The sequence below is a fragment of the Pseudomonas sp. P179 genome, from assembly GCF_000478485.2.
Lineage (GTDB): Bacteria > Pseudomonadota > Gammaproteobacteria > Pseudomonadales > Pseudomonadaceae > Pseudomonas > Pseudomonas aeruginosa.
Window position 1 is genome coordinate 2,214,847 of sequence record NZ_KI517354.1, and the last position, 25,736, is coordinate 2,240,582.

Here is a 25,736-nt window from a genome sequence, read left to right on the forward strand (position 1 = left end):
AACGCGTTGTCTCCGCAGGTTGCTCAATGGACTTCAACCCAATCGATCTGATTCTCCACCTGGATACCTACCTGGCCATGCTGGTCAGCAACTATGGCGTCTGGATCTACGCCATCCTGTTCCTGGTGATCTTCTGTGAAACCGGCCTGGTGGTGACTCCGTTCCTCCCCGGCGACTCGCTGCTGTTCATCGCCGGCGCCATCTGCGCCACCGGCGGCATGGACCCATGGCTGCTCGGCGGGCTGCTGATGGTCGCGGCGATCACCGGCGACAGCACCAACTACGTGATCGGCCGGACCCTCGGCAAGCGGCTGTTCAGCAACCCCGACTCGAAGGTATTCCGCCGCGACTACCTCGACCGCACCCATGAGTTCTACGAACGCCACGGCGGCAAGACCGTGACCCTGGCGCGCTTCCTGCCCATCGTGCGGACCTTCGCGCCCTTCGTCGCCGGCATGGCGAAGATGCACTACCCGCGCTTCGTCATGTTCAGCGTGGTCGGCACCGTGGCCTGGGTCGGCGGCCTGGTGACCCTGGGCTACTTCTTCGGCAACGTGCCGTTCATCAAGAAGAACCTGTCGCTGCTGGTGATCGGCATCATCCTGCTGTCGCTGCTGCCGATGATCCTCGGCTTCATTCGCCATCGCCTGCAGGCGAGCGCCGCCAAACAGGCCAAGGCCCAGAGCGACTGAGCATGTGGTCGTTCCGCGCCTGGCGACGCCGGCGCCTGCTGGCACGCCACCCGGTGGCCGAAGAGCTCTGGCAGCGGGTACGCCGGCACCTGCCGATCCTCGACGGTCTGGACGCCGACGAGGACCGCCGCCTGCGCGAGCGGGCCGTGCTGTTTCTCGCCGACAAGCACCTGACCGCACTCGCCGGCGTCGATCTCGACGACTTCGGCCGCCTGCTGCTGGCGGCGCAGGCGCAACTGCCGCTGTTGCACCTGCCGGAGCTGAACTGGTACCAGGGCTTCCACGAGCTGGTGCTGTATCCCGATGATTTCGTCAGCCCGCAGAAACACCGCGACGCCAGCGGCGTAGTCCATGAGTTCGACGACGAACGCAGCGGCGAGACGTCCCTGCAAGGGCCGGTGGTCCTGGCCTGGCCCGGCGTCGTCGGCGGGGGTGGCTGGGATGCCTACAACCTGGTGATCCACGAACTGGCGCACAAGCTGGACATGCTCAACGGCGACGCCAACGGCCTGCCGCCGCTGCACGCCGGCATGCGCATCGGCGACTGGGCGAGCGCCATGCAGGCCGCCTACGACGAGATGAACGCCCTGCTCGACCGCGACCCCGACGCGCAGACCGCCATCGACCCCTATGCGGCGGAAGATCCGGCGGAGTTCTTCGCCGTTACCAGCGAGTATTTCTTCACCGCCCCGGATCTCCTCCACGAGGCCTATCCGGCGGTATACCGGCAGCTCCAGTTGTTCTACCGCCAGGACCCGCTGCAACGCCTGCGCCGCCTGCAGGCCGAGCATCCGGACTACCGCGAGGCGGCGGGCGACACGACTAACGGCTGAATGCCGGTACATGGCATCGACAACCGAATATGCCTATAATCGCGGCCTCTTTTTTGGCCAGAAACCTCTGGAGTCACCCATGAGCTACAGCAAGATCCCGGCCGGCAAGGACCTGCCGAACGACATCTACGTCGCTATCGAGATTCCGGCCAACCATGCGCCGATCAAGTACGAGATCGACAAGGACACCGACTGCCTGTTCGTCGACCGTTTCATGGCCACCCCGATGTTCTACCCGGCCAACTACGGCTTCATCCCGAACACCCTGGCCGACGACGGCGACCCGCTGGACGTGCTGGTGGTGACCCCCTATCCGGTCGCTCCCGGTTCGGTGATCCGCGCGCGCCCGGTTGGCGTCCTGCACATGACCGACGAGGCAGGCGGCGACGCCAAGCTGATCGCCGTGCCGCACGACAAGCTGAGCGTCCTGTACAAGGACGTGAAGGAATACACCGACCTGCCGGCCCTGCTGCTGGAGCAGATCAAGCACTTCTTCGAGAACTACAAGGATCTCGAGAAAGGCAAGTGGGTCAAGGTCGAAGGCTGGGGCAACGCCGACGCCGCCCGCGCCGAGATCACCAAGGCCGTGGCCGCGTTCCAGAAGTAAGCGCGCCTCGCCGAAAAGAAGCCCCGCAGCCGCGGGGCTTTTTCATTCTCCCTCGCCGACCGCCAAGGTCGGTCTCGCCACCCCGCTCCGCTCAGTCGACCGTCGCCACGCTCTCCAACCGATATCCGTAGCCGTAGATGGTCAGCAACTGCCAACCGCGCTCGGCGGTCAGGCCAAGCTTGTTGCGCAGGCGATAGATGTGGGTATCCAGCGGCCGCGAGGACAACACTTCCTCGTGGGGCCAGAAGCGCTCGTAGAGATATTCCCGCGACAACGGCCGTCCCAGGTTGGCGAACAGGCAGCGGGCCAGGCGGTATTCGCGTTCGGTCAGGCTGATCGGCGCGCCGGCCCGGGTCACGGTCAGCTCGGCATCGTCGAAACTGAGGTCGTTGAAAGTCTGCACCTCATGCTGCGCGGGACGCGTTCCCCCGTGGCGACGCAGCACGGCGGCTACCCGCGCCTTCAGTTCGTTGGGCCGGAACGGCTTGCTGACATAGTCGTCGGCGCCGCTGTTCAACGCCTGCACGATGTCCTGTTCGGCGTCACGGCTGGTCAGCATGATCGCCGGTGGCGGCGCATCCAGATGCTCGCGGCTCCAGCGCAGCAATTGCAGGCCGCTGAGGTCCGGCAACTGCCAGTCGAGGATCAGCAGGTCGAAGGTTTCCCGCTTGAGCTGCTTGAGCAGGTCCTCGCCACGGGCGAAACGGTGCACCGTCCAGGCCTGTTCGCCCTGCGCGGGTATCTGCTGCAAGGTCTGCTCGACCCGGTCCAGTTCGGCCGACTCGTCGTCCAGTATCGCGACACGCATAAAAGCTGGTCCTGTTCAATCGGGCTAACGCCCCTTTTTCGCTCCAGGAACGGCGAATTACGTACAAATCTGAAGAATTGTGACGAATCTCTCTGGTCGCGACCAGCCCTTGATAGCCTGATTCCAAATAGCCATTAAGCGGGACGAAGAGCCCGTGAGCCAGCGCCAGCCTGACCTATCAAGGAGTCGTAGCCATGGGTTTCCGGCCAGTTAGCCAACGTTTGCGTGACATCAACCTGCAGGCCCTCGGCAAGTTTTCCTGCCTTGCCCTGGTCCTCGGCCTGGAATCGGTAAGCCATCCGGCCGGCCCGGTCCAGGCCCCGTCGTTCAGCCAGGGCACCGCCAGCCCGTCCTTCGCTACTCCGCTCGGCCTCGACGGCCCGGCCCGCGCCAGGGCCGAGATGTGGAACGTCGGCCTGTCCGGCGCCGTCAGCGTGCGTGACGAGTTGCGCTGGGTGTTTTGAACGCGACGAATCTGAAATAGCGCGGAAGAATCTGAAGAAATATGGCAAATCTCACAGCAGACAAATCGCGCTTGGTAGATTTCCAACCGCTGAGTAGGCCAAGGAGCAAATGGATTGCTCCGACACAGGGATGTGTAAACCCGCTCCGGCGGGCCGTGGAACGAGACCACTCGAACCACAGTCAGGGGTCGGTAACGGACGATCGCCCCAGGCAACCGAGCCAATCCCCCCAGGGCTGGCTTCGACACACGGATGTGTCATCTCCCCTTCCTTGTTCGAATCATCCCCTCCCGCTATCCGGACGCCTCGATCCGCGTCCCATCCTGGATCTGAAAAGGACCTCATCATGAAGCAATACGGAGCAGAGTTCTTCGGCACCTTCTGGCTGGTATTGGGCGGCTGCGGCAGCGCAGTACTCGCTGCCGGCGTACCGGAACTGGGAATCGGCTACCTCGGCGTGGCCCTGGCGTTCGGCCTCAGCGTGCTGACCATGGCCTATGCCATCGGCCCGATCTCCGGCGCACACCTGAACCCCGCGGTATCGGTAGGCCTGTGGGTCGGCGGGCGCTTCCCGGCCAGCCAACTGCTGCCCTATGTCGTCGCCCAGGTCCTCGGTGGCCTCGCCGCCGGCGGCGTGCTGTACCTGATCGCCAGCGGCAAGGCCGGCTTCGACCTGGCCGCCGGCTTCGCCTCCAACGGCTACGGCGAACACTCGCCGGGCGGCTACTCGTTGCAAGCCGCGCTGGTCAGCGAAGTGGTACTTACCGGCATGTTCCTGCTGATCATCCTCGGCGCCACCTCCAAGCGCGCGCCGCAGGGCTTCGCGCCGATCGCCATCGGCCTGACCCTGACCCTGATCCACCTGATCAGCATCCCGGTCACCAACACCTCGGTGAACCCGGCGCGCAGCACCGCGGTCGCCCTGTACGTCGGCGACTGGGCGGTTTCCCAGCTGTGGCTGTTCTGGGTCGCGCCGATTCTCGGTGCGGTACTCGGCGCCCTGGCCTATCGCCTGATCGGCGACAAGAACGACTGAACCGAAGCGCCTGGCCCAACCGCCAGGCGCTGCGGCCGAGGAAACGACAAGGGAGCCTGCGGGCTCCCGATGTCGTTGCAAGGATTGCGAAACCGGCGCCCGATCAGGCAGATTGCAGCCTGACCGGACCGCCAGCGATACCTGACCCGCCGCCCAGTGAAGCCTATGACAGCCCTCGCCCTTACTTCCCGATCCCTCTTTCCGGCTTGCGCCGCCCTGGCGCTGGGCGGACTGTTGACGCTGCTCGCCGGCTCCGTCGCGGCCGCGCCGGCCAAGACGAAACGGCCGCCGTTCATCGAGCAGGGCGAAACGTGCCTGCCCCAGCCGCTCCCCGCCAGCGTGCTCTATCTCGCCGGCGACGCCTGGAAGCTCGACGCCAAGGGCAACCAGACGCCCCTGGAAGAAGGCATGGACATCGACGAACTGGAAGGCGTCAAGACCTCTCCGACCGCCTTCGTCAGCCTGCTGCTCGGCGACGGCAGCCGCATCGTCCTGCCCTCCAGTTCGGAAGTCACCCTGCACCTCGACGAGGACACCGGCATTCCGCAGATCGCCCTGCGCGCGGGGCAGGTCGAGTCCTATGTCCTGAAGAGAAAGAGCGATCACGACCGCTTCCAGGTGCTGACCCCGGTCGGCGTACTGGGCGTGCGCGGTACCCACTTCCGCGCCCGCACCGAAGACGGCCAGGCGCTGACCGAAGTGCTCGACGGGCGCGTCGCGGTGAACCGCGAGCTGACCAGCGACGACCTGCCGCTCAACGGCAGGCGCCCGGCCCGCAAGGCGGCGCAGGCCGAGCCGGACGAGGACGTGCTGGTCGACGCCCGCCGCGGCCTGAAGGTCAAGCCGCAGGGCAAGCTGACGCCGGTGGACCTGCTACCCGCCCCGCAATTGCGCGGCCAGGGCGGCGAGCACGGCGAGTCGCCGGTTTGGAAGCTCTATCTTGCCCCGCTGCACGGCGCCAAGCGCTACCGTGCCCAGGTAGCCAGCGATCCGGACTTCCTGCGCATCCAGCAGGAGCGTTTCTCGAGCACCCCGGAAGTCAGTTTCAGCGGACTCAAGGCGGCCTTCTACCACGTCCGTCTCTCGGCCTTCGACAACGACGGCCTGGAGGGCGAGACCAGCGTATACGACATTCTCTACTACCCGCGAGGCGGCAGTGCCCGATAGGGCGCCGGGGCCTCGCCGATGAAGGCGCTCGACCGCCAGGACGAGCCCAGCCAGGCGCAGCGGCTGTTCCGCGGCCTGGTGCGCGAATGGCTGCTGGTCAGCCTGCTGCTCCTTCCGCTCACCGCCCTGCTTTCGCTGAGCAGCGGCCTGCCGCTGAACAACCTGCTCTACGACCGCCTGCGCAACCTCGCCCCGCTGGCCGTCGATCCGCGCATCCTCGTCGTCGCCATCGACGACCGTAGCCTGGAAAGCCTCGGTCGCTGGCCCTGGCCGCGCAGCGTCCACGCCGAGCTGCTGGATCGCCTGGCCGCCGCCGGCGCACGCAGCGTACTGCTCGACGTGATCTTCAGCGAACCCTCCTCCAATCCGGACAGCGACCGCCAGTTGGCAAGATCGCTGTGCCGGGCCGGCAACGTCCTCCTGCCACTGCTGCGCGAAAGCGTGCCGCGCTACGGCGAACCGCCACGGGAGATACCGCCGACCGCGCCGCTGGCCGGCTGCGCCGCCGGCATCGGGCATATCAACGTCGAAGCGGACAGCGACGGCACGGTGCGCAGCGTCTACCTGCGCGAAGGACCGCTCGGCCAGCCGCGCCCGCTGCTCGCCTGGCAAGCATTCGCCGATGCCGGCGCCATGCCCATGCCCGGCCTCGACGACATGCGCAACCTGCCCGGCTGGCAGCGTGACCACGCCATCCGCATTCCCTTCATCGGTGCCGACGCGGGCTTCCCCAGCGTGCCCTACGTCAGCGTGTTGCGCGGCGAGGTGCCAGACAGCCTGCTGCGCGACCGCCTGGTCCTGGTCGGCGCCACCGCGCCGGGCCTCGGCGACCGCTATGTCACCCCGCTGTCGGCCAGCCTCGGCACCACGCCGGGGGTGGAGATCCAGGCCAACATTCTCAACGGCCTGTTGCAGCAGCGCACCGCCGTCGACCTGCAACCCTGGCTCGCCGCCCTGCTCTCCGCCGCCAGCGTAGCGCTGCTGCTCGGCCTGATGCTGTTCCGCTCGCGCCACGCCTTGCTCCTCACCCTGGCCTGCGCGGCCCTGGCCCTGGGTCTTTCCTGGGCGCTGCTGCTCAACGGCTGGTGGTGGTCGCCGCTGGCCAGCCTGGTCGGCCTGCTGCTGGCCTACCTGATCTGGAGCTGGCGCCGGCTGAACGCGGTGCTCGCCTACTTCGGCTGGGAACTGGCGCGTCTCGACCGCGAGCCCAAGGTGCTGCCCGAGCGGGCCAGCCCCCCGCGCGCCGGCAACGATCCATTGCAGAACCGCATCGCCGCCCTGGAGCAGGCGGTCAGCCGCACCCGCGACAGCCGGCGGTTCATGGCCGACGGCCTGGAAGGCCTGCCGGTGGCGACCCTGATCTGCGACCCGCAGGGGCAGATCCTGCTGGCCAACCGCAAGGCACGCGACCTGTTCGGCGGCGAGCTGCGCGGCGCCGAACTGCGCCAGCGCCTGGCCGAACTCGGCCATCCGAGCCTCGCCGGTGGCGCCCGCCCAACGCTGGAAACCCTGGAAGCCATCGAGTTCCGCGACCACCGGGAACGCGACCTGCGCCTCGACCTGGCGCGCCTGCTGCCGGTCGAAAGCGAAACCGCCATCGGCTGGCTGGTGAGCCTGATCGACCTGAGCGCCGAACGCGATGCCGAGCGCCAGCGCGCCACCCTCCTGCGCTTCCTCTCCCATGACCTGCGCGCGCCGCACTCGGCGATCCTCGCCCTGCTCGACGTCCGCCCCGCCGAGGACGAAGCCGGCCAGCAGGTCTACCGACAGATAGAGCAGCAGGTCCGTCGCGCCCTGGGCCTGACCGACGCCTTCGTGCAACTGGCCAAGGCCGAATCCGACGCCTACCGCTTCGAAGCGTGCATGTTCACCATGTTGGCGATGGACGCCGCCGACCAGCTCTGGCCCCTCGCGCAACAGAAAGACATCGACCTGCGGCGCGACTGGGACGACGAGCAGGAACCGATGGTCTGGGCCGACCCCGGCCTGCTCACGCGCGCGCTGTTCAACCTGCTGGAGAATGCGGTCAAGTACAGCCCGGCGGGGACCGTCGTCAGCCTGAGCATCCGCCTCGAAGGCGACTGGCTGAGCTGCCGGATCGTCGACCAGGGCAAAGGTATCGCGGCCGCCGAACTACCGCGCCTGTTCAGCCAGTACCAGCGCTTCGCTTCCGCCGAGGGCAGCGCCGGCCTGGGCCTGGGGCTGGCCATGGTCAAGACGGTGATCGACCGGCACGGCGGCAGGATCGGTTGCCAGAGCCAGGTTGGCCAGGGCACCACTTTCGAGATTCGCCTTCCGCTGCTGAAAGGCGAGGAATAACCGCTACTGGCGGAAGTCGGGTCTTCCTCCAACTTGCATTGGTCTCGAAGTTCGGAAGATCCAGGCGGCCGGGCTATTCCGCTTCCCGTCTATCGAAACGGCAACTGCCTTCCCTCGTGAAACTCCGCAGGGGGAATCGACGCGTCCCCAACATAGGCACCAGCGAGCGCGACATGGCCGCGTTCCCACAGCGGAACCAAGGCGCTGCGCCAGCTACAGGGCTGCCCTGGAAGTCTCGATAACTTCCATCTTTTAACGAGAGTTCGTAGGAAGTTTCCCAACAATATAAGTAACTAATCTTAAAAAGAGCCCACTGGAAAAACCAGCCAATAACTCCCGGTAATCTACCGCGCTCATGCGATCCCCTACGCATATCAGCAAACGGCTCAACTTCCAGTGAAACCATGATCGACATAGACAGACTGAGCAAACGCTTTTCCGGCCGGACGGTGGTAAACGACTTGAGCTTCCGCATCGACCGGGGAGAGATCGTCGGTCTCCTCGGCCCCAACGGAGCGGGCAAGTCGACCACCCTGAAGATGCTTTCCGGCTTCCTCGCGCCGAGCGCCGGCAGCGTACGCATCTTCGGCTTCGACATGCAGGACAAGGCGCGCCAGGCACAGAAGCTGATCGGCTACCTGCCGGAGAACGCTCCCAGCTACGGAGAAATGACGGTCGAGGGCTTTCTCGCCTTCGTCGCGTCCATCCGCGACTACAGCGGACGGGAAAAACGTCGGCGCATCGACAGCGCCATGGACTGCATGGAGCTGCGGGATGAGCGCAGGAGCATCATCGAAACCCTGTCCAAGGGCTTCAAGCGCCGCGTCGCGCTGGCCCAGGCGATCCTCCACGATCCCGAGCTGCTCCTGCTCGACGAGCCCACCGACGGCCTCGACCCGAATCAGAAGCACCAGGTCCGGCAACTGGTGAAGAACCTCTCGGAAAGCAAGATCGTGGTGATTTCCACGCACATCCTCGAGGAAGTCTCGTTCATGTGCAGCCGCGCCCTGGTGATCAACGGCGGCCGCCTGCTGGCCGACAACACCCCGGGCGAACTCAGGACCCGCAGCCGCTACCACCATGCCGTCAGCCTCAGCATCGAAGCACCGGTAGACCCGCTGGCCATCGCCATGCTCCCCGGCGTCGCCGGTATCGAAGGACGCCCCGACCGGGCCGGCACCCTGACCATTCTGGCCCGCCCCGGCGCGCAGATCCTTCCCGCGCTCAACCGCCTGATCCACGGCAGCGGCTGGCGGGTATCCGGGGTGCGTACCGAACACGGCCAACTGGAAGAAGTGTTCCGCCAACTGACCCGAGAACCCCCCGCATGACCGCCATCGGCACCATTTTCAGACGCGAGCTGGGCAGCTACTTCGCCACGCCGCTCGCCTATGTGTTCACCCTGGTATTCCTCGTCCTCTCCGGCGTGGCCACCTTCTACCTGGGCGATTTCTTCGAGCGCGGCCAGGCCGACCTGGCGCCGTTCTTTTCCAGCCTGCCCTGGCTCTACCTCCTGCTGATCCCCGCGCTGGCCATGCGCCTGTGGGCCGAGGAGCGCAAGTCCGGCTCCATCGAGATGCTGATGACCCTGCCCGTCTCCCGCGCCACCCTGGTCACCGGCAAGTTCCTCGCGGCCTGGTTCTGCGCCGGGCTGGCGTTGCTGCTGACCTTCCCGATGCCGCTGACGGTGAACTACCTCGGCTCGCCCGACAACGGCGCGATCATCGCCGGCTACCTGGCCGGCTGGCTGCTGTCCGGCGGCTACCTGGCCATCGGATCCTGCATGTCGGCGCTGGCGAAGAACCAGATCATCGCCTTTGCCCTGACCGTTCTCGTCTGCCTGCTATTCGTCGGCGCCGGCACTCCCCACGTACAACAGGCGCTCTCCGGCTGGCTTCCGCAATGGCTGCTGGACGGCATTGCCTCGCTGAGCGTGCTGGTCCGTTTCGAGGCGCTCGGCCGGGGCGTGCTCGACGTCCGCGACCTGGCCTACTTCTGCAGCCTGATCGTCGCCTGGCTGGTCGCCACCACCATCGTCATCGACCTGAAAAAGGCAGCGTAGGAAACATCCATGAAACGAACCCTGTACTCGGGCGTCGGCCTGCTGCTGGTCGGCCTGCTGTTCCTCGCTTTCAACCTGCTGTCCAGCCTGCTGCTGCGCGACCAGCAGTTCGACCTCACCCAGCAGAAGCTCTACACCTTCAGCGCCGGCACCCAGGAAGTCCTCGACAGTCTCGACGAACCGCTCAACCTCTACCTGTTCTTTTCGAAAAGCCGCGCCAGTGACCTACCTGCCCTGCGCAACTACGCCCGCCGCGTCGAGGAAGTGCTGGACCTCTATGCACGGCGGAGCCATGGCAATGTCCGATTGTTCGTGATCGATCCCCTGCCATTCTCCGACGACGAGGACCGTGCCGCGCGCTTCGGCCTGCAGGCGCCGCCCATCGGCCCGAATGGCGAAGCCATCTACTTTGGCCTGGCGGCCACCAACCCGACCGACGGCCTCCAGGTGATCCCGTTCTTCTCGCCGGAAGAAGAGCCGCTTCTGGAATACGATCTCAGCCGCCTGGTCCAGGCACTCGCACAGCGGGAACGCACGGTAGTCGGCCTGATGAGCTCGCTGCCGATGACCGGGCAGGCGCCCACCGACGGGCAGCCGGGCAGCAGGCCCTGGGCGATGATGGACAAGCTCTACCAACAGTTCGACATCCGCACCCTGGGGCTCGCTTCGACGGAAATCCCCGCCGACGTCTCGGTGTTGATGCTGGTGCACCCCAGGCAATTGTCCGAACAGACCCAATACGCCATCGACCAGTTTGTCCTGCGCGGCGGCAAGCTGCTGGCCTTCGTCGACCCTCTGAGTCTCGCCGATGCAGACGGCGGGAAAAGCTCCGACCTGGCCCCGTTGCTGCGCTCCTGGGGCGTCCAGTTGCGGCCGGATACCCTGCTGGCGGATGCCTCGTTCGCCATGATCAAGCCCAACGCCGAACGTCGCCCGGAGCGCAATCCGACCTGGCTACACCTCCCCGGCGACACGTTCCCCCACGACAACGTGCTGACCACCGGCCTGGAAAGCCTCAACCTCGCCAGCGTCGGCCTGCTCGAACCTCTCGGCGGAGCCTCGACGCGCTTCATTCCGTTGCTGCACAGCTCGGCGCACAGCATGCCGCTGTCGCTGGAACGCTTCCGCCAATCCTCGACGGAGCAGCTCAACGCCACCCTGGTCCCGACCGGGGAACGCTACGTGCTGGCCGCCAAGGTCGAGGGGCCGGCGACGAGTGCCTTCCCTGCGGACCGCGGGAAGCAAGGCGAAGGCCTGAGCGACAGCGCGAACATCCATGTGCTGTTGGTCGCCGATACGGACCTGCTGAGCAATCCGCTCTGGCTCCAGGAACAGCCCGGCCACAACGAGCCGCAGGTATGGGCGGACAACGACCTGTTCGTCGGCAATGCCCTCGACTACCTCTCCGGTTCGGACGCGCTGATCGACCTACGCTCGCGAGGCCATACGAAGCGCCCGTTCACCCGCGTGGAAGCGCTCCGCCGCGAGGCCGGGCTGCGCGCCCAGGAACAGCTCAACGCGCTGCAGCAAAGCCTCAACGACACCGACAGGAACCTGCGCACCTTGCAGCAATCGATGGACGCCGGCGACCAGGAGGTGACTCCGGAAATGGAAGCGACGCTGCGCCGCTTCATCGATGACAAATTGCGCATCCGCCAGCAACTACGTCAATTGCAGTTCCAGCTGAATGCCGATGTCGAGCGCCTGGGGGAACAGGTGAAACTGGCCAATACGGTCCTGCTGCCGGCACTGCTCACCCTGTTCCTCCTGCTGCATTGGAGCTGGCGCAGCATGCGCCGGAGGAGGGGCTGACATGCGCCTGCGTAACGTAGCGGGACTCGCTCTCGCCCTGGCGCTGTTCGCCGGAATCTTGGGCTGGCTCCACGAACGGCAGCAACCGCCCGCGCAACCGCCTGCGAGCCGCGCCTGGCTGCCAGGGCTGAAACCGCACCAGGTGACCGCGCTGTGCATCGCCACCCCCGGCCAACCGACGATCCGCGCCAGGCGCGATGGCAAGGACTGGACGCTCGCCAGCAAGGACGGCTATCCCGCCTCGGGGGAAACCATCCGGCAGCTGTTGCGCAGCCTGGCCGACGCGCGCCTGCTGGAGGAAAAGAGCGCCTCGCCGGAAAACCGCGAACGCATGGGACTCTCCGACCAGGGCAAGGGCCAGGCCAGCCGGATCACCCTGGAGCGCGGCGACGCGCCGCCGCTGGTCCTGTTGCTGGGCAAGCGCACCTCGCAGGGCGGGCAGTTGGTCAGGCAGGCCGACAATGAGGGGGCCTGGCTGATCGACCGAACGGTCGGCCTGCCGGTCAACGACCTGGCCCTGCTCGACCCTCGGTTGACCGACCTGCCATTCGAACAGTTGCGCGAACTGACCCTGTCCTATGGCAACGGCGTACGGCTGAACATTTCCCGAGCCAGTGAAAAGGACGATGGCATCCGCCTGCGACAGTTCCCATCCAGGCCACAGTTGATGGGCGAGGCGGAAGCCGAGCAGGCCGCACGCCTGTTCGCTGCGCTCAGGCTGCTGGAGGTCGCGCCGGCCAAGGCCTCGCGGCAAAAACCGCTGCTGACCTTCACGCTCAAGAGTTTCGCCGGCGGCACGCTGCAGGGCCAGCTTCTGGAACTGGAGCGCCAGTACTGGTTGCAACTGACCGACAGCAAGGGCTTCGCCGACGGGCAGGTCTCAGCCGTCAAGGGTTGGCGCTACCGCGTGGAGGGTCTGAGTCCGGATACCGCTCCCGCGCCCCAGCCACCCAAGGCATCGCCGGTGAAGCAAAGCAAGCCGGCCAAGCCCTCGTCGCCCAAGTGCTGAGCGCTCTCGCCAGGCGCCGCTCGCAGCCGGCGAAATAGAGCCCCGCGGGATGCTGGGCAGGACTGGCCGAGTTTGCTAGAGTAGCGCTTCCTTCACGAGCCCTCGGCTCGTCGATGCAGAATTCCTAAGGCAGGCGCGGCTTATCAGAAGTAAGCCAACCCCACCCCAGAAAAGCCGGCCACAAGCCGGCTTTTTTAATGCCTCCGCACAACCCCAGCCAATCACCGTTCTCTAGGCCTCCAGAAGCTTGCGGAACAGCCCGGCAAGTGTCGCCTGGCGCTCGAAGCCGATACCAGGCGATTGTGGCAATCCCGCCAATCCCGAGGAAAACGGCAGGGCACCGGCGAAATCGTCGAATGGCCGGAAAGCCGACGGCGTAGCCTCGGCCCAGCCCAGGCGCAGGGCCGCCACCAAGTGCAGGCTGAACAGGTAGCCGGCGTGCGGGCGGAAGGCCGCGCGCGGCCAACCCCGGGCGCACAGGTGGTCGAGTATCGCCAGGTAGCCCGGCAGGCCATAGCAATGCACGGGGTCGAACACCAGCACGTCGCGCTCCCGCCGCACGCCGCCATAGAGATCCAGCAAGCGAGCCTCGGCCAGGGAGAACAAGGCCTCGCCGGCACCGATGGGCCCCGGATAGATATCCGCCACTTCGGCCTGGGTAGGGAAATCGTGGGGGTCGCAGATGTCCTCGAACCACCACAACCCCAGCGGCGCCAGGGCTTTCGCTGCGTCGACCGCGCCCTCCGCGTCGTAGCGGTTCATCGCGTCGACCGCCAGCCGCGAAGCGTCGCCGAGAACCCGCAGCGCCCTGTCGATACGGCGCCGGTCCTGGTCCAGCCCGGCCGCGCCGATCTTGATCTTGGCGTGGGTGTAGCCGAGATCGACGAAGCGCCGCAGTTCCTCTTCCAGGCGTCCCAGGTCGTCGTGCGGATAGGGGTAGCCGCCGCCGGCGTAGACCGGTACGCGCTGCGGATAGTCTTCCGCCAGCCCCAGGCGTCGCGCCAGGAACCGATGCAGCGGCAGGCCGGCGGCCTTGGCCGCGGCATCCCACAGCGCCATGTCCAGGGCGCCCACCGCGACGCAGCGTTCGCCGTGGCCGCCGGGCTTCTCGTCGCGCATCATCAGGTCCCAGGCTCGCAACGGATCGATGCCACTGCCGTCGTCGCTCGCCAGGCTGTCCGCCGGAGCCCCCAGCAGGCGCGGGGCGAAACGCTCGCGGATCAGCCCGCCCTGGGCGTAGCGCCCTACCGAGGCGTGGCCGTAGCCGACCACACGCCGACCGTCGCGCACGGTATCGGTGAGCACCGCCACCAGGCTGGTGCTCAAACCACCGGTGGCAGCCGCCACGCCGGCGTAACGGGAAAGGGGAATACTGCGTTCCCGGACCTCCTGGATGCGCATCGCCTGTCGGCTCCTCCTCGCTGGACCTCTCTCCACCTTAGCCAAGGCCGCCGCCATGGTCGTCCCGATCGGTCGTAGCGACCTTCCGCCGATTTGCCCGGCCCCCGCCCCTCTGCTAGTGTCGCGGGGTTTTGTACACCTCGCCGAGACTCCCCCGATGGCCCGCAAGAAAACCCTCGATTTCGAACAGTCCCTCACCGAGCTGCAAACCCTGGTGGAACGCCTGGAAAGCGGCGAGCTGTCGCTGGAAGAGTCGCTGGGCGCCTTCGAGCAGGGCATCCGCCTGACCCGCGAATGCCAGACGTCGCTGAGCCAGGCCGAACAGAAGGTACAGATCCTCCTCGAACGCGACGGCGAGCTCAGCGAAGCGCCGTTCGATGCGGAAGGCGACGAGGCATGATCGCGGCCTACCAGGCGCGCTGCCAGGCGCGCGTCGATGCCGCCCTGGACGCCCTGTTCGTCGCTCCCCGCGAAGAACTGCAACGCCTCTACGAGGCCATGCGCTACAGCGTGATGAACGGTGGCAAGCGGGTTCGCCCGCTGCTCGCCTACGCCGCCTGCGAGGCCCTCGGCGGAGCGCCGCAGCGCGCCGACGCCGCGGCCTGCGCGGTGGAGCTGATCCATGCCTACTCGCTGGTCCACGACGACCTGCCGGCGATGGACGACGACGACCTGCGCCGTGGCCAGCCGACCACCCACCGGGCCTTCGACGAAGCCACCGCGATCCTCGCCGCCGACGGCTTGCAGGCGCTGGCCTTCGAAGTGCTCGCCGACACCCGGCGCAATCCGCAGGAACATGCCGTCTGTCTGGAAATGCTCACCCGCCTGGCGCGCGCCGCAGGCTCCGCCGGCATGGTCGGCGGCCAGGCGATCGACCTCGGCTCGGTCGGCGTGGCCCTCGACCAGGCGGCCCTGGAAGTCATGCACCGGCACAAGACCGGCGCGCTGATCGAAGCCAGCGTGCGCCTCGGCGCCCTCGCCAGCGGTCGCGCCGAGCCCGCCTCGCTGGCCGCCCTGGAGCGCTACGCCGAAGCGATCGGCCTGGCCTTCCAGGTGCAGGACGACATCCTCGACGTGGAAAGCGACACCGCCACCCTCGGCAAGACCCAGGGCAAGGACCAGGCGCACAACAAGCCGACCTATCCCGCCCTGCTCGGCCTGGAGGCCGCCAAAGGCTATGCCCTGGAGCTGCGCGACCTGGCCCTGGCCGCCCTCGACGGTTTTCCGCCGAGCGCCGACCCGCTGCGCCAACTGGCCCGCTACATCGTCGAGCGACGCAACTGACCGACGGGTCGTCGGAAGTCCCCGGCAAAGGTAGGGGCTCCCTTGCTTGGGCGCGGCCGGTGCATCAGGTAAACTGCTGGCCTCTCCGGATTGCATAACGACAGCCTGATGCCCAAGACGCTCCATGAGATTCCCCGCGAGCGCCCCGCCACGCCCCTGCTCGACCGCGCCTCTTCGCCGGCCGAACTGCGCCGGCTGGGCGAGGCGGACCTGGAAACCCTGGCCGACGAGCTGCGCCAGTACCTGCTGTATACCGTCGGCCAGACCGGCGGTCATTTCGGCGCCGGCCTCGGCGTGGTCGAGCTGACCATTGCCCTGCACTACGTCTTCGACACTCCGGACGACCGCCTGGTCTGGGACGTCGGCCACCAGGCCTATCCGCACAAGATCCTCACCGAGCGCCGCGAGCTGATGGGCACCCTGCGCCAGAAGAACGGCCTGGCGGCCTTCCCGCGCCGCGCAGAGAGCGAGTACGACACCTTCGGCGTCGGCCACTCCAGCACCTCCATCAGCGCCGCCCTGGGCATGGCCATCGCCGCCCGCCTGCAAGGCAAGGAGCGTAAGTCGGTGGCCGTGATCGGCGACGGTGCGCTGACCGCCGGCATGGCCTTCGAGGCACTCAACCACGCCTCGGAAGTCGACGCCGACATGCTGGTGATCCTCAACGACAACGACATGTCGATCTCGCACAACGTCGGCGGGCTCTCCAACTACCTGGCGAAGATCCTCTCCAGCCGCACCTATAGCAGCATGCGCGAGGGCAGCAAGAAGGTGCTCTCGCGCCTGCCCGGGGCCTGGGAGATCGCCCGGCGCACCGAGGAATACGCCAAGGGCATGCTGGTCCCCGGCACCCTGTTCGAGGAGCTCGGCTGGAACTACATAGGCCCGATCGACGGCCACGACCTGCCGACCCTGGTGGCTACCCTGCGCAACATGCGCGACATGAAGGGCCCGCAGTTCCTCCATGTGGTGACCAAGAAAGGCAAGGGCTTCGCCCCGGCCGAACTGGATCCGATCGGCTACCACGCGATCACCAAGCTGGAAGCTCCCGGCAGTGCGCCGAAGAAGACCGGCGGACCCAAGTATTCCAGCGTCTTCGGCCAGTGGCTGTGCGACATGGCCGCCCAGGACGCGCGCCTGCTCGGCATCACCCCGGCGATGAAGGAAGGTTCCGACCTGGTGGCCTTCAGCGAACGCTATCCGGAACGCTACTTCGACGTCGCCATCGCCGAACAGCATGCCGTGACCCTGGCCGCCGGCATGGCCTGCGAGGGCATGAAGCCGGTGGTAGCGATCTACTCGACCTTCCTCCAGCGCGCCTACGACCAGTTGATCCATGACGTCGCCGTGCAGCACCTCGACGTGCTGTTCGCCATCGACCGCGCCGGCCTGGTCGGCGAGGACGGCCCGACCCACGCCGGTAGCTTCGACATCTCCTACCTGCGCTGCATCCCCGGCATGCTGGTGATGACCCCCAGCGACGAGGACGAGCTGCGCAAGCTGCTCACCACCGGCTACCTGTTCGATGGCCCGGCCGCGGTGCGCTATCCGCGCGGCAGCGGCCCCAACCATCCGATCGATCCGGACCTGCAACCGGTGGAGATCGGCAAGGGCGTGGTCCGTCGGCGCGGCGGCAGGGTCGCACTGCTGGTCTTCGGCGTGCAGTTGGCGGAGGCGATGAAGGTCGCCGAAAGCCTCGACGCCACGGTCGTCGACATGCGTTTCGTCAAACCCCTCGACGAAGCCCTGGTACGCGAATTGGCGGGCAGCCACGAACTGCTGGTGACCATCGAGGAAAACGCCGTGATGGGCGGCGCCGGCTCGGCGGTCGGCGAGTTCCTCGCCAGCGAGGGCCTCGAAGTCCCGCTGCTGCAACTGGGCCTGCCCGACTACTACGTCGAACACGCCAAGCCCAGCGAGATGCTCGCCGAATGCGGCCTGGATGCCGCGGGCATCGAAAAGGCGGTACGCCAGCGTCTCGACCGGCAATAGCGCCAAACCCAGCGACAACGGCGGATAACCGCGTTGCGGTTATTCGCCCTACCCCCCAATTGCCGTAGGGCGAATAACGCCACCGGCGTTATCCGCCGATACAGCGCGCGATACCGGCAAGCATTCAGCGCGCCCCGGCGAGCGAGCGGCAGAGTTTCTCGGTCGCCGCCAGCATGGCGAAGCTCGGCCGCTCGAGGTTCTTGTCTTCGATCCGGTACAGCTGTCCGCGCCGCGTCGCCGCCAGCGCCGGCCATTGCCGCCAGAGTTCGAGCTGGGCGTGACTGCCGGCGACGATGACCGCCGGATCGCGCGCCAGAACCGCCTCGACGCTGACCTGTGGCGCCGGCTGCGGCAGGTCGCCGAATAGGTTCTCGGCGCCGCAGACGCGCAGCGCATCGCTGATCACCTGGCGTCCGCCAATGGTGTACAGCGGCCGGTCCCAGACCTGGTAGAACACCTTCAGCGGCTTGTCCCGCCGGTAGCGCTCGGCCAGGCGCCGCATGCCTTCGCGGAACCTGGCCGACAACCGCTGGCCGGCCTCGGCCTCGCCCAATGCCTCGCCCAGCGCAGCCAGTTGCAGGGCCAGTTCGTCGAGGCTGTGCGGTTCGGCGATGAAGAGGGCGATGCCGAAGTCCCGCAGGCGCTGCAACTGCGCCTCGGGCACGCTGCCGGGCCAGACCAGGATCAGGTCGGGCTGCAGTTCCAGCAGGCGTTCGAGATTGACCTGGCCGTAGCGGCCGACGGAAGGCAGGTCGCCAATCGCCGCCGGACGCTCGCCGCCATCCAGCACGCCGACCAGGCGGCGCGCTGCGCCGAGTTCGAGGACGCTGTCGGTCAGCGAAGGCGCCAGGCTGACCACCCGCTGCGCCGCCCCGGCGGAAAGGCTGAGGAGCAGGCAGGCGAGCAGCCAGAACGAGCGCATCAACCGAGTTGACGCGGAATACGGTAGAGCCAGAACAGCACCAGGCTGGTGACCCCGAGCAGGATCAGCGCAACGCCGTTGAGCCCGGCGAACACACCCGGCACGCCGATCCAGGCCGGCAGGCTGGCGCCGAACAGGGCCTTGCGGCGCACCTGCGCCAGACGGGTCCAGGCGGCGGCTTCCTCCGCCGTATCCAGCGCTTTCTGGGTGGCGATGAGACCACGCTTGTAGGCACCGAACAGCGGCAGGTTGACGAACATCGACAGCAGCGCGGCGATGAACAGCGGCATCGCCAGGCCATGGGGAAGGGGTTGCAGTTCGCCGAGTAAGAACTCGACCAGGATCAGCGGCAACAGCGCCAACGCCAGTTGCAACCACCAGGCACGTCCCAGCGCGCCGCGGGCTTGCTGGCGACTCACGTGGTTTCCGCCTCGCCCTGGTGCAGGCTGCCGAGCATGTGCCCGAGCTTGCCGGCCTTGGTCGCCAGGTAGCGCCTGTTGTGCTTGTTCAGGCCCTTTTGCAGCGGCACGCGCTCCGCCACGGTGATGGCGTAGCTTTCCAGCGCCTTGACCTTGCGCGGATTGTTGGTCATCAGGCGCAGGGAGGAGACGCCCAGGTGCGCGAGCATCGGCTGGCACATGGCGTAGTCGCGCTGGTCGGCGCCAAAACCCAGTTGCAGGTTCGCCTCGACGGTGTCGGCACCGCCATCCTGCAATTCATAGGCACGGATCTTGTTCAGCAGGCCGATGCCGCGACCTTCCTGGCGCAGGTAGAGGAGCACGCCGCGGCCCTCCTCGGCGATGGCGGCAAGCGCGCCTTCCAGCTGGAAACCGCAATCGCAGCGCAGGCTGAACAGCGCGTCGCCGGTCAGGCATTCGGAATGCAGGCGACCAAGCACCGGCGCGCCATCGGCGATGTCGCCCATGCTCAGGGCTACATGTTCCTTGCCGCTCTCCTCGTCGAGGAAACCATGCATGGTGAATTCGCCGAAGGGAGTCGGCAGTTTGGAGGCGGCGACGAACACGACGGACACCGGGGAACTCCTAGGGAAACGGAAGTCCGCCATTGTACCAGCAGCGTCCGGCGCCCGGTCAGCTCGAAATGCCGCAAATACCTATCGAGATGGACGATGAATAGAACCCCGGGTTATGAGCGAGCGACATTCAATGCTTGGCCTCGATAAGCAGCATTCCCTGTTCCTCGCGCCAACGCACCCGGTTGAGGAAACTCATGCCGAGCAGGGCTTCGGTCGGATAGCCACCCTCGATCACCGCCGCCTCGACACCCAGCAACTCGATACCGCCGATCTTCACCCGGTCCAGGGTCACCCGCCAGCCGCGCGAGGTTCCGCTGGCAGTGGAGGCGACCATCGGCTTGCCGTCCACCCGGTAATCGATACCCAGGCGGCGCGCCTCGTTCTCGTTCATGGCGATGCTGGTGGCGCCGGTATCCACCAGGAACTGCATGTTCTGCCCGTTCACCGAGCCAGCCACCCAATAGTGCCCGCCCGTACCGCGGGCGATGCTGAAGCTTTGCCGCTGCGGCGCCGAATAGCCTGCCTCGTTGTATTCGCGGCTCAGTTCGTAGGTGCGCTCGACGCCGTCGATCCGCAGCACCGCCTTGCGGCTGTCGGCGCTGACCACCTGGACGCCCTGCGGGCCGGTCTGGCCGACCCTGACCAGCTTGCGCTGGCCATCGACGTTGAGTACCGCCGCGCCGGGGAACAGGCCGACCACGAACACCTGGGGCGCGGCCAGCGAGGACAACGCGAGAACGCTGGAAAACAGGGCGACGCACAGCCGCAGCATGATCACTCCTTGGGTGGCAGGATTGCCTTCAACGGCGCATAGGGCCAGTTCCAGCGGGCGAAGATCCGCTCCAGCTCGCCGCTGGCATGCAACTGCCGCATGCGCCGGTCGAACAGCGCCAGCAGCTCACGGCCCCTGGGGGAATCGGAGAAGCCAAGATACAGCGGCAACCGAGTGACGTCGGTGATGCGGTACTCAGCCGCCAGCGCTCCGGCCCCTGCGAGCATTTCCTCCAGTTCCGGACGCGAATCGATGAAATAGTCGACCCGGTGGTTGAGCAGCATCGGCAGCGCCGAGGTGCGGCGCTGCAACTCGCTGTGCGGGGTCAGGGTAGGGAAATAGCGGGCGAAGGCGTAGCCACGCATCCATGACAGGCGGAACCGGCTCAGGCCCTCCAGTGGCGGCGGCGGATTGTCTTTCAGGGAAAGCACGGCGATCGGATCGACGTCATAGGGCCAGCGAGGGTAAAGCGCTTCGTCGATTTCCCCGCGGTAGGCGCCGACCCAGGCGTCGGCCTCGCCGCGCAGGACCAGGCCGACCGCCCGGGTATAGGGCTCGTTGGCGATCCGCAGGCGTACCCCGGCCGGCTCGTAGACGGCCCGCAGCAGGTCCCAGGCCACCCCGCGACCGTCCTCCTGGGTGTAGCGCGTCCAGGTTTCGCTGACCACGCGGATCTCGCCCACGGAGGGGGCGGCGGAAGCGACGCCGGGCAGCAGCCACAGGCAGCAGAACAGGACGAGCAGACGCATGGGAGGCCTCAGACCAGCCAGTGTACCCATCCCCAGACTAGACCCTGCATGACCAGCCAGGCGAATACCCCGGCCAGGACGTCGTCGAGCATGATCCCGACGCCGCCGTGCACGTTGCGGTCCACCCAACTGATCGGCCAGGGCTTGAGAATATCCACGATGCGGAACACGACGAAGCCGATCAGCAGCCACCACCAGCCCTCCGGCACCAGCCAGAGGGTTATCCACATGCCGACCATCTCGTCCCAGACGATGCCTTCGTGGTCGTGCACGCGCAGGTCGTCGGCGACCTTGCCGCACAGCCAGAAGCCGAACAGCATGGTCACTCCCAGCATCAGCCAGTAGCCCCAGTCCGGCAGCATCTGCCACAGCGGGATGAACGGGATGGCCACCAGCGACCCCCAGGTGCCCGGCGCCTTGGGCAGGGTGCCGGAGCCGAAGCCGAAGGCGAGGAAATGCCAGGGATTGCGCCAGACCGACGGCGGCACCGGCTGCGCCGGCGCCTGATCAGGATGCTCAGTCACGTTGGGTTCCGAAATGTTGGTAACCGGCCGCGGCCGGTATGAGTTCCTTTCCGGCGGCGTCGAGCAGGTGCACCCCCTGTCCCGCCTCGACCCGGCCGATGACGGCCGTGGCCGGCCACGCGGCGCGAATCTCGCCAAGGTACTCAGGCGGCAGGGTGAAAACCAGCACGTAGTCGTCGCCGGCGGCCAGTTGCTGGCGCAAGGCTTCCTCGCCGGCGAGCAGGCCGCTCAACGCGGCGCTTGCCTGCAAGCGCTGGCATTCGACCAACAGGGCAACGCCGGAAGCGCGGGCGATATGCCCGCAGTCGGCGAGCAGCCCGTCGGAGATGTCCAGGGCGGCGCTGGCCTTGCCGCGCAGGGCGAGGCCCAGACCGAATTGCGGGGCCGGCGTCCAGTAGCGCGCCAGCAGCGGTTCGGCCACCTCGGCGGGCGCCGATCTTCGCTCCAGCACCAGTTCCAGCGCCGCTCCAGCCTCGCCGAGCGGGCCCCCGACGCAGAGCAGGTCGCCCGGGCGCGCACCGGCGCGGGTCAGCGCCTGGCCGGCCGGCACCCTGCCGAATACGGTCAGGGTCATGCTCAGCGGGCCGCGCGTGGTGTCGCCGCCGACCAGGGCCAGGCCGCACTGCCGGGCCATGGCGTCGAGGCCGCGGGCGAAGCCCTGCAACCACTCGGCGTCGGCCTGCGGCAAGGTCAGGGCCAGGGTGAAGGCCAGGGGCGCGGCGCCCATCGCCGCCAGGTCGCTGGCGGAGACCGCCAGGGCGCGCTGGGCAAGAAGGAAAGGGTCGCAACCGGCGGGAAAATGCACGCCTTCCACCAGGGTATCGGTGGAGACCGCCAGTTGTTCGCCGGCTGGCGGCGCCAGCAGGGCGCAGTCGTCGCCGATGCCGAGGGCCACGTCCGCCGCCGGCGCCGCGCAGGCGGCCGCGGCGAAGAAGCGGCGGATCAGCTCGAACTCACCCATGACGCCGCCGGCGCGGGATCAGCGCTTGCCGCCGCGCAGCTCGGCGGCGCGCAGGCGCGGCGCCAGCTTGTCGAGCACGCCGTTGACGAACTTGTGGCCGTCGGTGGCGCCGAAGGTCTTGGCCAGCTCGATGCCCTCGTTGATCACTACCTTGTAGGGCACGTCGATGCGGTTGCGCAGCTCGTAGGTGGACAGCCGCAGGATGGCCAGCTCGACCGGGTCGATCTCGGCCAGCGGGCGGTCCAGGCAGGGCTCGAAGGTGGAGTCCAGCTCGCTCTTCTGTCGCGGCACGCCGTGCAGGATCTCGTGGAAGTAGGCGCCGTCGACCTCGGAGAAGTCGTTGTCGGTGCGGAACTGCGCCTCGATCTCGTGCAGGGGCTGGCCGGCGATCTGCCAGGAGTACAGGGCCTGGACGGCCAGGCTGCGGGCCTTGCGGCGAGCGGCGGTCTTGCCTTTCGGCGGCTTGGCTGCCGGGTTGCCGCTGTCTTGATTGCTCACTTGGCCTCCAACTGCGCCAGCAGGCTGACCATTTCCAGGGCCGACAACGCGGCTTCGGCGCCCTTGTTGCCGGCCTTGGTGCCGGAGCGCTCGATGGCCTGCTCGATGGAGTCGACGGTGAGGACGCCGAAGGCGACCGGGATGCCGAACTGCAGGGACACCTGGGCCAGGCCCTTGGTGCACTCGCCAGCCACGTATTCGAAGTGCGGGGTGCCGCCACGGATCACCGCGCCGAGGGCGATGATGGCGTCGAAGCCGCCTTGCTGGGCGACCTTCTGGGTCACCAGCGGGATCTCGAAGGCACCCGGGGCGCGGATGATGGTGATCTCGCTTTCAGCCACGCCGTGGCGGACCAGGGCGTCGACGGCGCCGCTGACCAGGCTTTCCACGACGAAGCTGTTGAAGCGGCCGACCACCAGGGCGTAGCGGCCTTTGGGGGCAATGAAGGTACCTTCGATGGTCTTCAGGGTCATGAGCAGGTCTCATCTGTTAAAGAGCCGGGACGCCGTTGCGCCCCGAGCGAAAAGGGTCGAAAGGTCCGTCCAGCATAGCGCCCACCGCGATCTTGCACGCGGCGGGCGGGACAGGCCTTATTCGGCGGGCAGGTATTCTACAACTTCCAGGTCGAAACCGGATATCGCATTGAAGCGCATCGGCGCACTCAGCAGGCGCATCTTGCGCACGCCGAGGTCGCGCAGGATCTGCGAACCGGCACCGACGGTGCTGTAGGTGGTGGTGGCCTTGGGCGCCGGAGCCGGCGCCGAAGCGATCTCGCGGACATGGGCGAGCAGGTCGTCGCCGCCGATCTGGTGACCGAGCAGCAGCACCACGCCGCTGCCCGCCTCGGCGACCTTGGTCATCGCCGCGCGCAGGCTCCAGCGGCCCGGCTGGTTGACCTGCAGCAGGTCGCGCAGCGGGTCCATGTTATGCACGCGGACCAGGGTCGGCTCTTCCGCGCAGACCTTGCCGAGGGTCAGCGCCAGGTGCACGTCGCCCTCCACCGAGTCGCGGTAGGTGATCAGGTTGAAGTGGCCCAGTTCGCTGTCGAGCGGCTGCTCGGCGATGCGCTCGACGGTGCGCTCATGGATCAGCCGGTAGTGGATCAGGTCGGCGATGGTGCCGATCTTGATCCCGTGCTCGGCGGCGAACGCCTCCAGTTCGGGCCGGCGAGCCATGCTGCCGTCGTCGTTCATCACCTCGCAGATCACCCCGGACGGCTCGAACCCGGCCATCCGCGCCAGGTCGCAGGCCGCCTCGGTGTGCCCGGCGCGAGCCAGGGTACCGCCCGGCTGGGCCATCAGCGGGAAGATGTGGCCGGGGCTGACGATGTCGGCGGCCACGGCGTTCTTCGCCGCCGCAGCCTGCACGGTGCGGGCGCGGTCCGCGGCGGAGATGCCGGTGGTGACGCCCTCGGCGGCCTCGATGGAGACAGTGAACTTGGTGCCGAAGCCGGAGCCGTTGCGCTGCACCATCAGCGGCAGGCCGAGGCGCTCGCAACGCTCGCGGGTCATCGGCATGCAGACCAGGCCGCGGGCATGCTTGACCATGAAGTTGATGTCTTCGGTGCGGACGCATTCGGCGGCCATGATCAGGTCGCCTTCGTTCTCGCGGTCCTCGTCATCCATCAGGATGACCATCTTGCCTTGGCGGATGTCTTCGATCAGTTCGTCGATCGTGTTGAGTGCCATGGGCACCCCCTTATGCAATTCGTGGGTTACTTGAGAAAACCGTTCTCGGCGAGAAACGCTTCGCTGATGCCGGAGGCGCTGGGCTCGGCGGCCTTGTCGCCAAGCAGCAGGCGCTCCAGGTAACGGGCCAGCAGGTCGACCTCGAGGTTGACCCGGCGTCCGGGCTGGTACTCGGCCATGATGGTTTCGCTGAGCGTATGCGGGACGATGGTCAGCTCGAACTCCGCGCCGTTCACCGCGTTCACCGTGAGGCTGGTGCCGTCGACGGTGATCGAGCCCTTGTGCGCGATGTACCTGGCCAGTTCGCGCGGGGCACGCACGGTGAACTGGATGGCGCGGGCGTTCTCCTCGCGCTTGAGCACCTCGCCGACGCCGTCGACGTGGCCGCTCACCAGGTGTCCGCCGAGGCGGGTGGTCGGCGTCAGGGCCTTTTCCAGGTTCACCCGGCTGCCCACCTTCAGGTGCTGGAAGGCGGTGCGCGCCAGGCTCTCGCGGCTGACGTCGGCCCAGAAGCCATCGCCGGGCAGTTCCACCGCGGTCAGGCAGACGCCGTTGACCGCGATGCTGTCGCCGAGCTTGACGTCGCCCAGGTCGAGCTTGCCGGTGGCGATGTAGACCCGCAGGTCGCCGCCCTTGGGCGTCATTGCGCGGACGCTGCCGATCGACTCGATTATGCCGGTGAACATGCGACCTCCCGTTTTTCCGCCGCACAGGCGCGCAGCATGGCCGGCGCGACGCCGAGCGGCCTGCGTGCCATAGCGCGGGTATTCCAAGATGAAGACATATGACGAACTCCTGTTTCGTGAAAAACAGGGCTTTTTGGATCGAAGGGGATCTTGCGGGCGCACAGGGTACGCCCAGGCAGGCAATCCCGTTCTCTCTTTATCCGGACTATGACCGTCGGCCCCGGAATCGCACCGGGTCTGCTGACCTTGTCGTCCGGCGGTGGCCGGTCCGGCAAGCGCTCGCGGGCTAGGCGCCTTGCGCGCCATTACCGCCGGTGGGGACTTTCACCCCGCCCTGAGAACGTTACGGCCACCGAGATGGCCGTGTGGCGTTTTACCACAGTTGCGCCGCTTGTGCATCGTCCGCCGCGTCGC

At 67.2% G+C, this 25,736-nt stretch carries 27 protein-coding genes and 1 riboswitch; of the genes, 14 read left to right on the forward strand and 13 right to left on the reverse strand.

Annotated features, from left to right (window positions below; genetic code table 11):
* The first annotated feature begins 26 nt into the window (after nt 1–26).
* The 3 genes from HMPREF1224_RS22805 to ppa all read left to right on the forward strand — a co-directional run bounded on the left by HMPREF1224_RS22805 (nt 27) and on the right by ppa (nt 2,132).
* On the forward strand, nt 27–692 hold the full coding sequence (locus HMPREF1224_RS22805) for a DedA family protein (protein WP_003093241.1): 666 nt from the start codon (nt 27–29) through the stop codon (nt 690–692).
* Nucleotides 693–694: 2 nt separating this feature from the next.
* Entirely contained in the window at nt 695–1,525 is an 831-nt protein-coding gene (locus tag HMPREF1224_RS22810) for a M90 family metallopeptidase (RefSeq protein ID WP_003093244.1), read from the forward strand.
* Between the two features lie 79 nt (nt 1,526–1,604).
* The gene (ppa, locus tag HMPREF1224_RS22815) at nt 1,605–2,132 is read left to right on the forward strand and encodes an inorganic diphosphatase (protein WP_003093248.1); all 528 of its coding nucleotides are present in this window, start codon (nt 1,605–1,607) and stop codon (nt 2,130–2,132) included.
* A 91-nt stretch (nt 2,133–2,223) separates the two neighbouring features.
* Here the strand turns inward: ppa and HMPREF1224_RS22820 are convergent, their stop codons facing one another.
* Complete coding sequence (locus HMPREF1224_RS22820; protein WP_003093250.1) at nt 2,224–2,940, reverse strand: response regulator transcription factor; 717 nt, start codon at nt 2,938–2,940, stop codon at nt 2,224–2,226.
* 194 nt (nt 2,941–3,134) lie between these two features.
* Here HMPREF1224_RS22820 and mucE point away from each other — a divergent pair, with 194 nt between their 5' ends.
* The 8 genes from mucE (at nt 3,135) to HMPREF1224_RS22860 (ending at nt 12,809) form a co-directional block, all read left to right on the forward strand.
* Nucleotides 3,135–3,404: a mucoid induction factor MucE gene (mucE, locus tag HMPREF1224_RS22825; protein ID WP_003093256.1), complete on the forward strand. Its 270-nt coding sequence runs from the start codon at nt 3,135–3,137 to the stop codon at nt 3,402–3,404.
* A 346-nt stretch (nt 3,405–3,750) separates the two neighbouring features.
* Nucleotides 3,751–4,440 (forward strand): aquaporin Z, encoded by a 690-nt coding sequence (gene aqpZ, locus HMPREF1224_RS22830; protein WP_003102790.1) that lies wholly within the window; start codon nt 3,751–3,753, stop codon nt 4,438–4,440.
* Nucleotides 4,441–4,605: 165 nt separating this feature from the next.
* Nucleotides 4,606–5,607, forward strand: coding sequence for a FecR family protein (locus tag HMPREF1224_RS22835; RefSeq protein WP_003110517.1), 1,002 nt, complete (start codon nt 4,606–4,608; stop codon nt 5,605–5,607).
* A gap of 18 nt (nt 5,608–5,625) precedes the next feature.
* Entirely contained in the window at nt 5,626–7,926 is a 2,301-nt protein-coding gene (locus tag HMPREF1224_RS22840; RefSeq protein ID WP_003114910.1) for a CHASE2 domain-containing protein, read from the forward strand.
* Between the two features lie 404 nt (nt 7,927–8,330).
* Nucleotides 8,331–9,257, forward strand: coding sequence for an ABC transporter ATP-binding protein (locus tag HMPREF1224_RS22845; RefSeq protein WP_003114911.1), 927 nt, complete (start codon nt 8,331–8,333; stop codon nt 9,255–9,257).
* A complete protein-coding gene (locus HMPREF1224_RS22850; RefSeq protein WP_003102804.1) occupies nt 9,254–9,988 on the forward strand; it encodes an ABC transporter permease subunit in 735 nt (244 codons plus the stop codon). The genes HMPREF1224_RS22845 and HMPREF1224_RS22850 overlap by 4 nt, the downstream gene beginning before the upstream one ends.
* Nucleotides 9,989–9,997: 9 nt before the next feature.
* Nucleotides 9,998–11,800 carry a GldG family protein gene (locus HMPREF1224_RS22855; protein WP_004365812.1) on the forward strand — a complete coding sequence of 601 codons (1,803 nt, stop codon included), beginning with the start codon at nt 9,998–10,000 and terminating at the stop codon, nt 11,798–11,800.
* 1 nt (nt 11,801) lies between these two features.
* Nucleotides 11,802–12,809: a DUF4340 domain-containing protein gene (locus tag HMPREF1224_RS22860; RefSeq protein WP_010793420.1), complete on the forward strand. Its 1,008-nt coding sequence runs from the start codon at nt 11,802–11,804 to the stop codon at nt 12,807–12,809.
* Between the two features lie 231 nt (nt 12,810–13,040).
* Here HMPREF1224_RS22860 and HMPREF1224_RS22865 read toward each other — a convergent pair whose 3' ends face one another.
* Complete coding sequence (locus HMPREF1224_RS22865; protein ID WP_010793421.1) at nt 13,041–14,210, reverse strand: mandelate racemase/muconate lactonizing enzyme family protein; 1,170 nt, start codon at nt 14,208–14,210, stop codon at nt 13,041–13,043.
* A gap of 157 nt (nt 14,211–14,367) precedes the next feature.
* Here HMPREF1224_RS22865 and HMPREF1224_RS0112160 point away from each other — a divergent pair, with 157 nt between their 5' ends.
* The 3 genes from HMPREF1224_RS0112160 (at nt 14,368) to dxs (ending at nt 17,486) form a co-directional block, all read left to right on the forward strand.
* Nucleotides 14,368–14,610 (forward strand): exodeoxyribonuclease VII small subunit, encoded by a 243-nt coding sequence (locus HMPREF1224_RS0112160; RefSeq protein WP_003093283.1) that lies wholly within the window; start codon nt 14,368–14,370, stop codon nt 14,608–14,610.
* Nucleotides 14,607–15,494 carry a polyprenyl synthetase family protein gene (locus HMPREF1224_RS22870; protein WP_003114915.1) on the forward strand — a complete coding sequence of 296 codons (888 nt, stop codon included), beginning with the start codon at nt 14,607–14,609 and terminating at the stop codon, nt 15,492–15,494. The genes HMPREF1224_RS0112160 and HMPREF1224_RS22870 overlap by 4 nt, the downstream gene beginning before the upstream one ends.
* 108 nt (nt 15,495–15,602) lie before the next feature.
* Nucleotides 15,603–17,486, forward strand: coding sequence for a 1-deoxy-D-xylulose-5-phosphate synthase (gene dxs / locus HMPREF1224_RS22875; RefSeq protein ID WP_003102816.1), 1,884 nt, complete (start codon nt 15,603–15,605; stop codon nt 17,484–17,486).
* A 124-nt stretch (nt 17,487–17,610) separates the two neighbouring features.
* On the opposite strand, the gene HMPREF1224_RS22880 is transcribed toward dxs, so the two are convergent.
* The 11 genes from HMPREF1224_RS22880 to HMPREF1224_RS22930 form a co-directional block, all read right to left on the reverse strand.
* Nucleotides 17,611–18,408 (reverse strand): cobalamin-binding protein, encoded by a 798-nt coding sequence (locus tag HMPREF1224_RS22880; protein ID WP_003102817.1) that lies wholly within the window; start codon nt 18,406–18,408, stop codon nt 17,611–17,613.
* The gene (locus HMPREF1224_RS22885; RefSeq protein WP_003121958.1) at nt 18,408–18,827 is read right to left on the reverse strand and encodes a hypothetical protein; all 420 of its coding nucleotides are present in this window, start codon (nt 18,825–18,827) and stop codon (nt 18,408–18,410) included. The genes HMPREF1224_RS22880 and HMPREF1224_RS22885 overlap by 1 nt, the downstream gene beginning before the upstream one ends.
* Complete coding sequence (gene ribA / locus HMPREF1224_RS22890) at nt 18,824–19,441, reverse strand: GTP cyclohydrolase II (RefSeq protein WP_003110510.1); 618 nt, start codon at nt 19,439–19,441, stop codon at nt 18,824–18,826. The genes HMPREF1224_RS22885 and ribA overlap by 4 nt, the downstream gene beginning before the upstream one ends.
* 130 nt (nt 19,442–19,571) lie before the next feature.
* Nucleotides 19,572–20,216 (reverse strand): TIGR02281 family clan AA aspartic protease, encoded by a 645-nt coding sequence (locus HMPREF1224_RS22895; RefSeq protein ID WP_003093301.1) that lies wholly within the window; start codon nt 20,214–20,216, stop codon nt 19,572–19,574.
* A gap of 2 nt (nt 20,217–20,218) precedes the next feature.
* A complete protein-coding gene (locus HMPREF1224_RS22900) occupies nt 20,219–20,965 on the reverse strand; it encodes a substrate-binding periplasmic protein (RefSeq protein ID WP_003102821.1) in 747 nt (248 codons plus the stop codon).
* A gap of 8 nt (nt 20,966–20,973) precedes the next feature.
* Nucleotides 20,974–21,489 (reverse strand): phosphatidylglycerophosphatase A family protein, encoded by a 516-nt coding sequence (locus tag HMPREF1224_RS22905; RefSeq protein ID WP_003093304.1) that lies wholly within the window; start codon nt 21,487–21,489, stop codon nt 20,974–20,976.
* A complete protein-coding gene (gene thiL, locus HMPREF1224_RS22910) occupies nt 21,482–22,450 on the reverse strand; it encodes a thiamine-phosphate kinase (protein ID WP_010793422.1) in 969 nt (322 codons plus the stop codon). The genes HMPREF1224_RS22905 and thiL overlap by 8 nt, the downstream gene beginning before the upstream one ends.
* A gap of 18 nt (nt 22,451–22,468) precedes the next feature.
* Entirely contained in the window at nt 22,469–22,948 is a 480-nt protein-coding gene (gene nusB / locus HMPREF1224_RS22915; protein WP_003093308.1) for a transcription antitermination factor NusB, read from the reverse strand.
* Nucleotides 22,945–23,421: a 6,7-dimethyl-8-ribityllumazine synthase gene (ribE, locus tag HMPREF1224_RS22920; RefSeq protein WP_003093311.1), complete on the reverse strand. Its 477-nt coding sequence runs from the start codon at nt 23,419–23,421 to the stop codon at nt 22,945–22,947. Before ribE ends, nusB begins: the two co-directional genes overlap by 4 nt.
* Nucleotides 23,422–23,538: 117 nt before the next feature.
* A complete protein-coding gene (gene ribBA / locus HMPREF1224_RS22925; RefSeq protein ID WP_003093313.1) occupies nt 23,539–24,636 on the reverse strand; it encodes a bifunctional 3,4-dihydroxy-2-butanone-4-phosphate synthase/GTP cyclohydrolase II in 1,098 nt (365 codons plus the stop codon).
* Between the two features lie 26 nt (nt 24,637–24,662).
* A complete protein-coding gene (locus HMPREF1224_RS22930; protein WP_003093316.1) occupies nt 24,663–25,322 on the reverse strand; it encodes a riboflavin synthase in 660 nt (219 codons plus the stop codon).
* A gap of 183 nt (nt 25,323–25,505) precedes the next feature.
* Nucleotides 25,506–25,668: riboswitch (FMN riboswitch) on the reverse strand.
* Nucleotides 25,669–25,736: the final 68 nt, after the last annotated feature.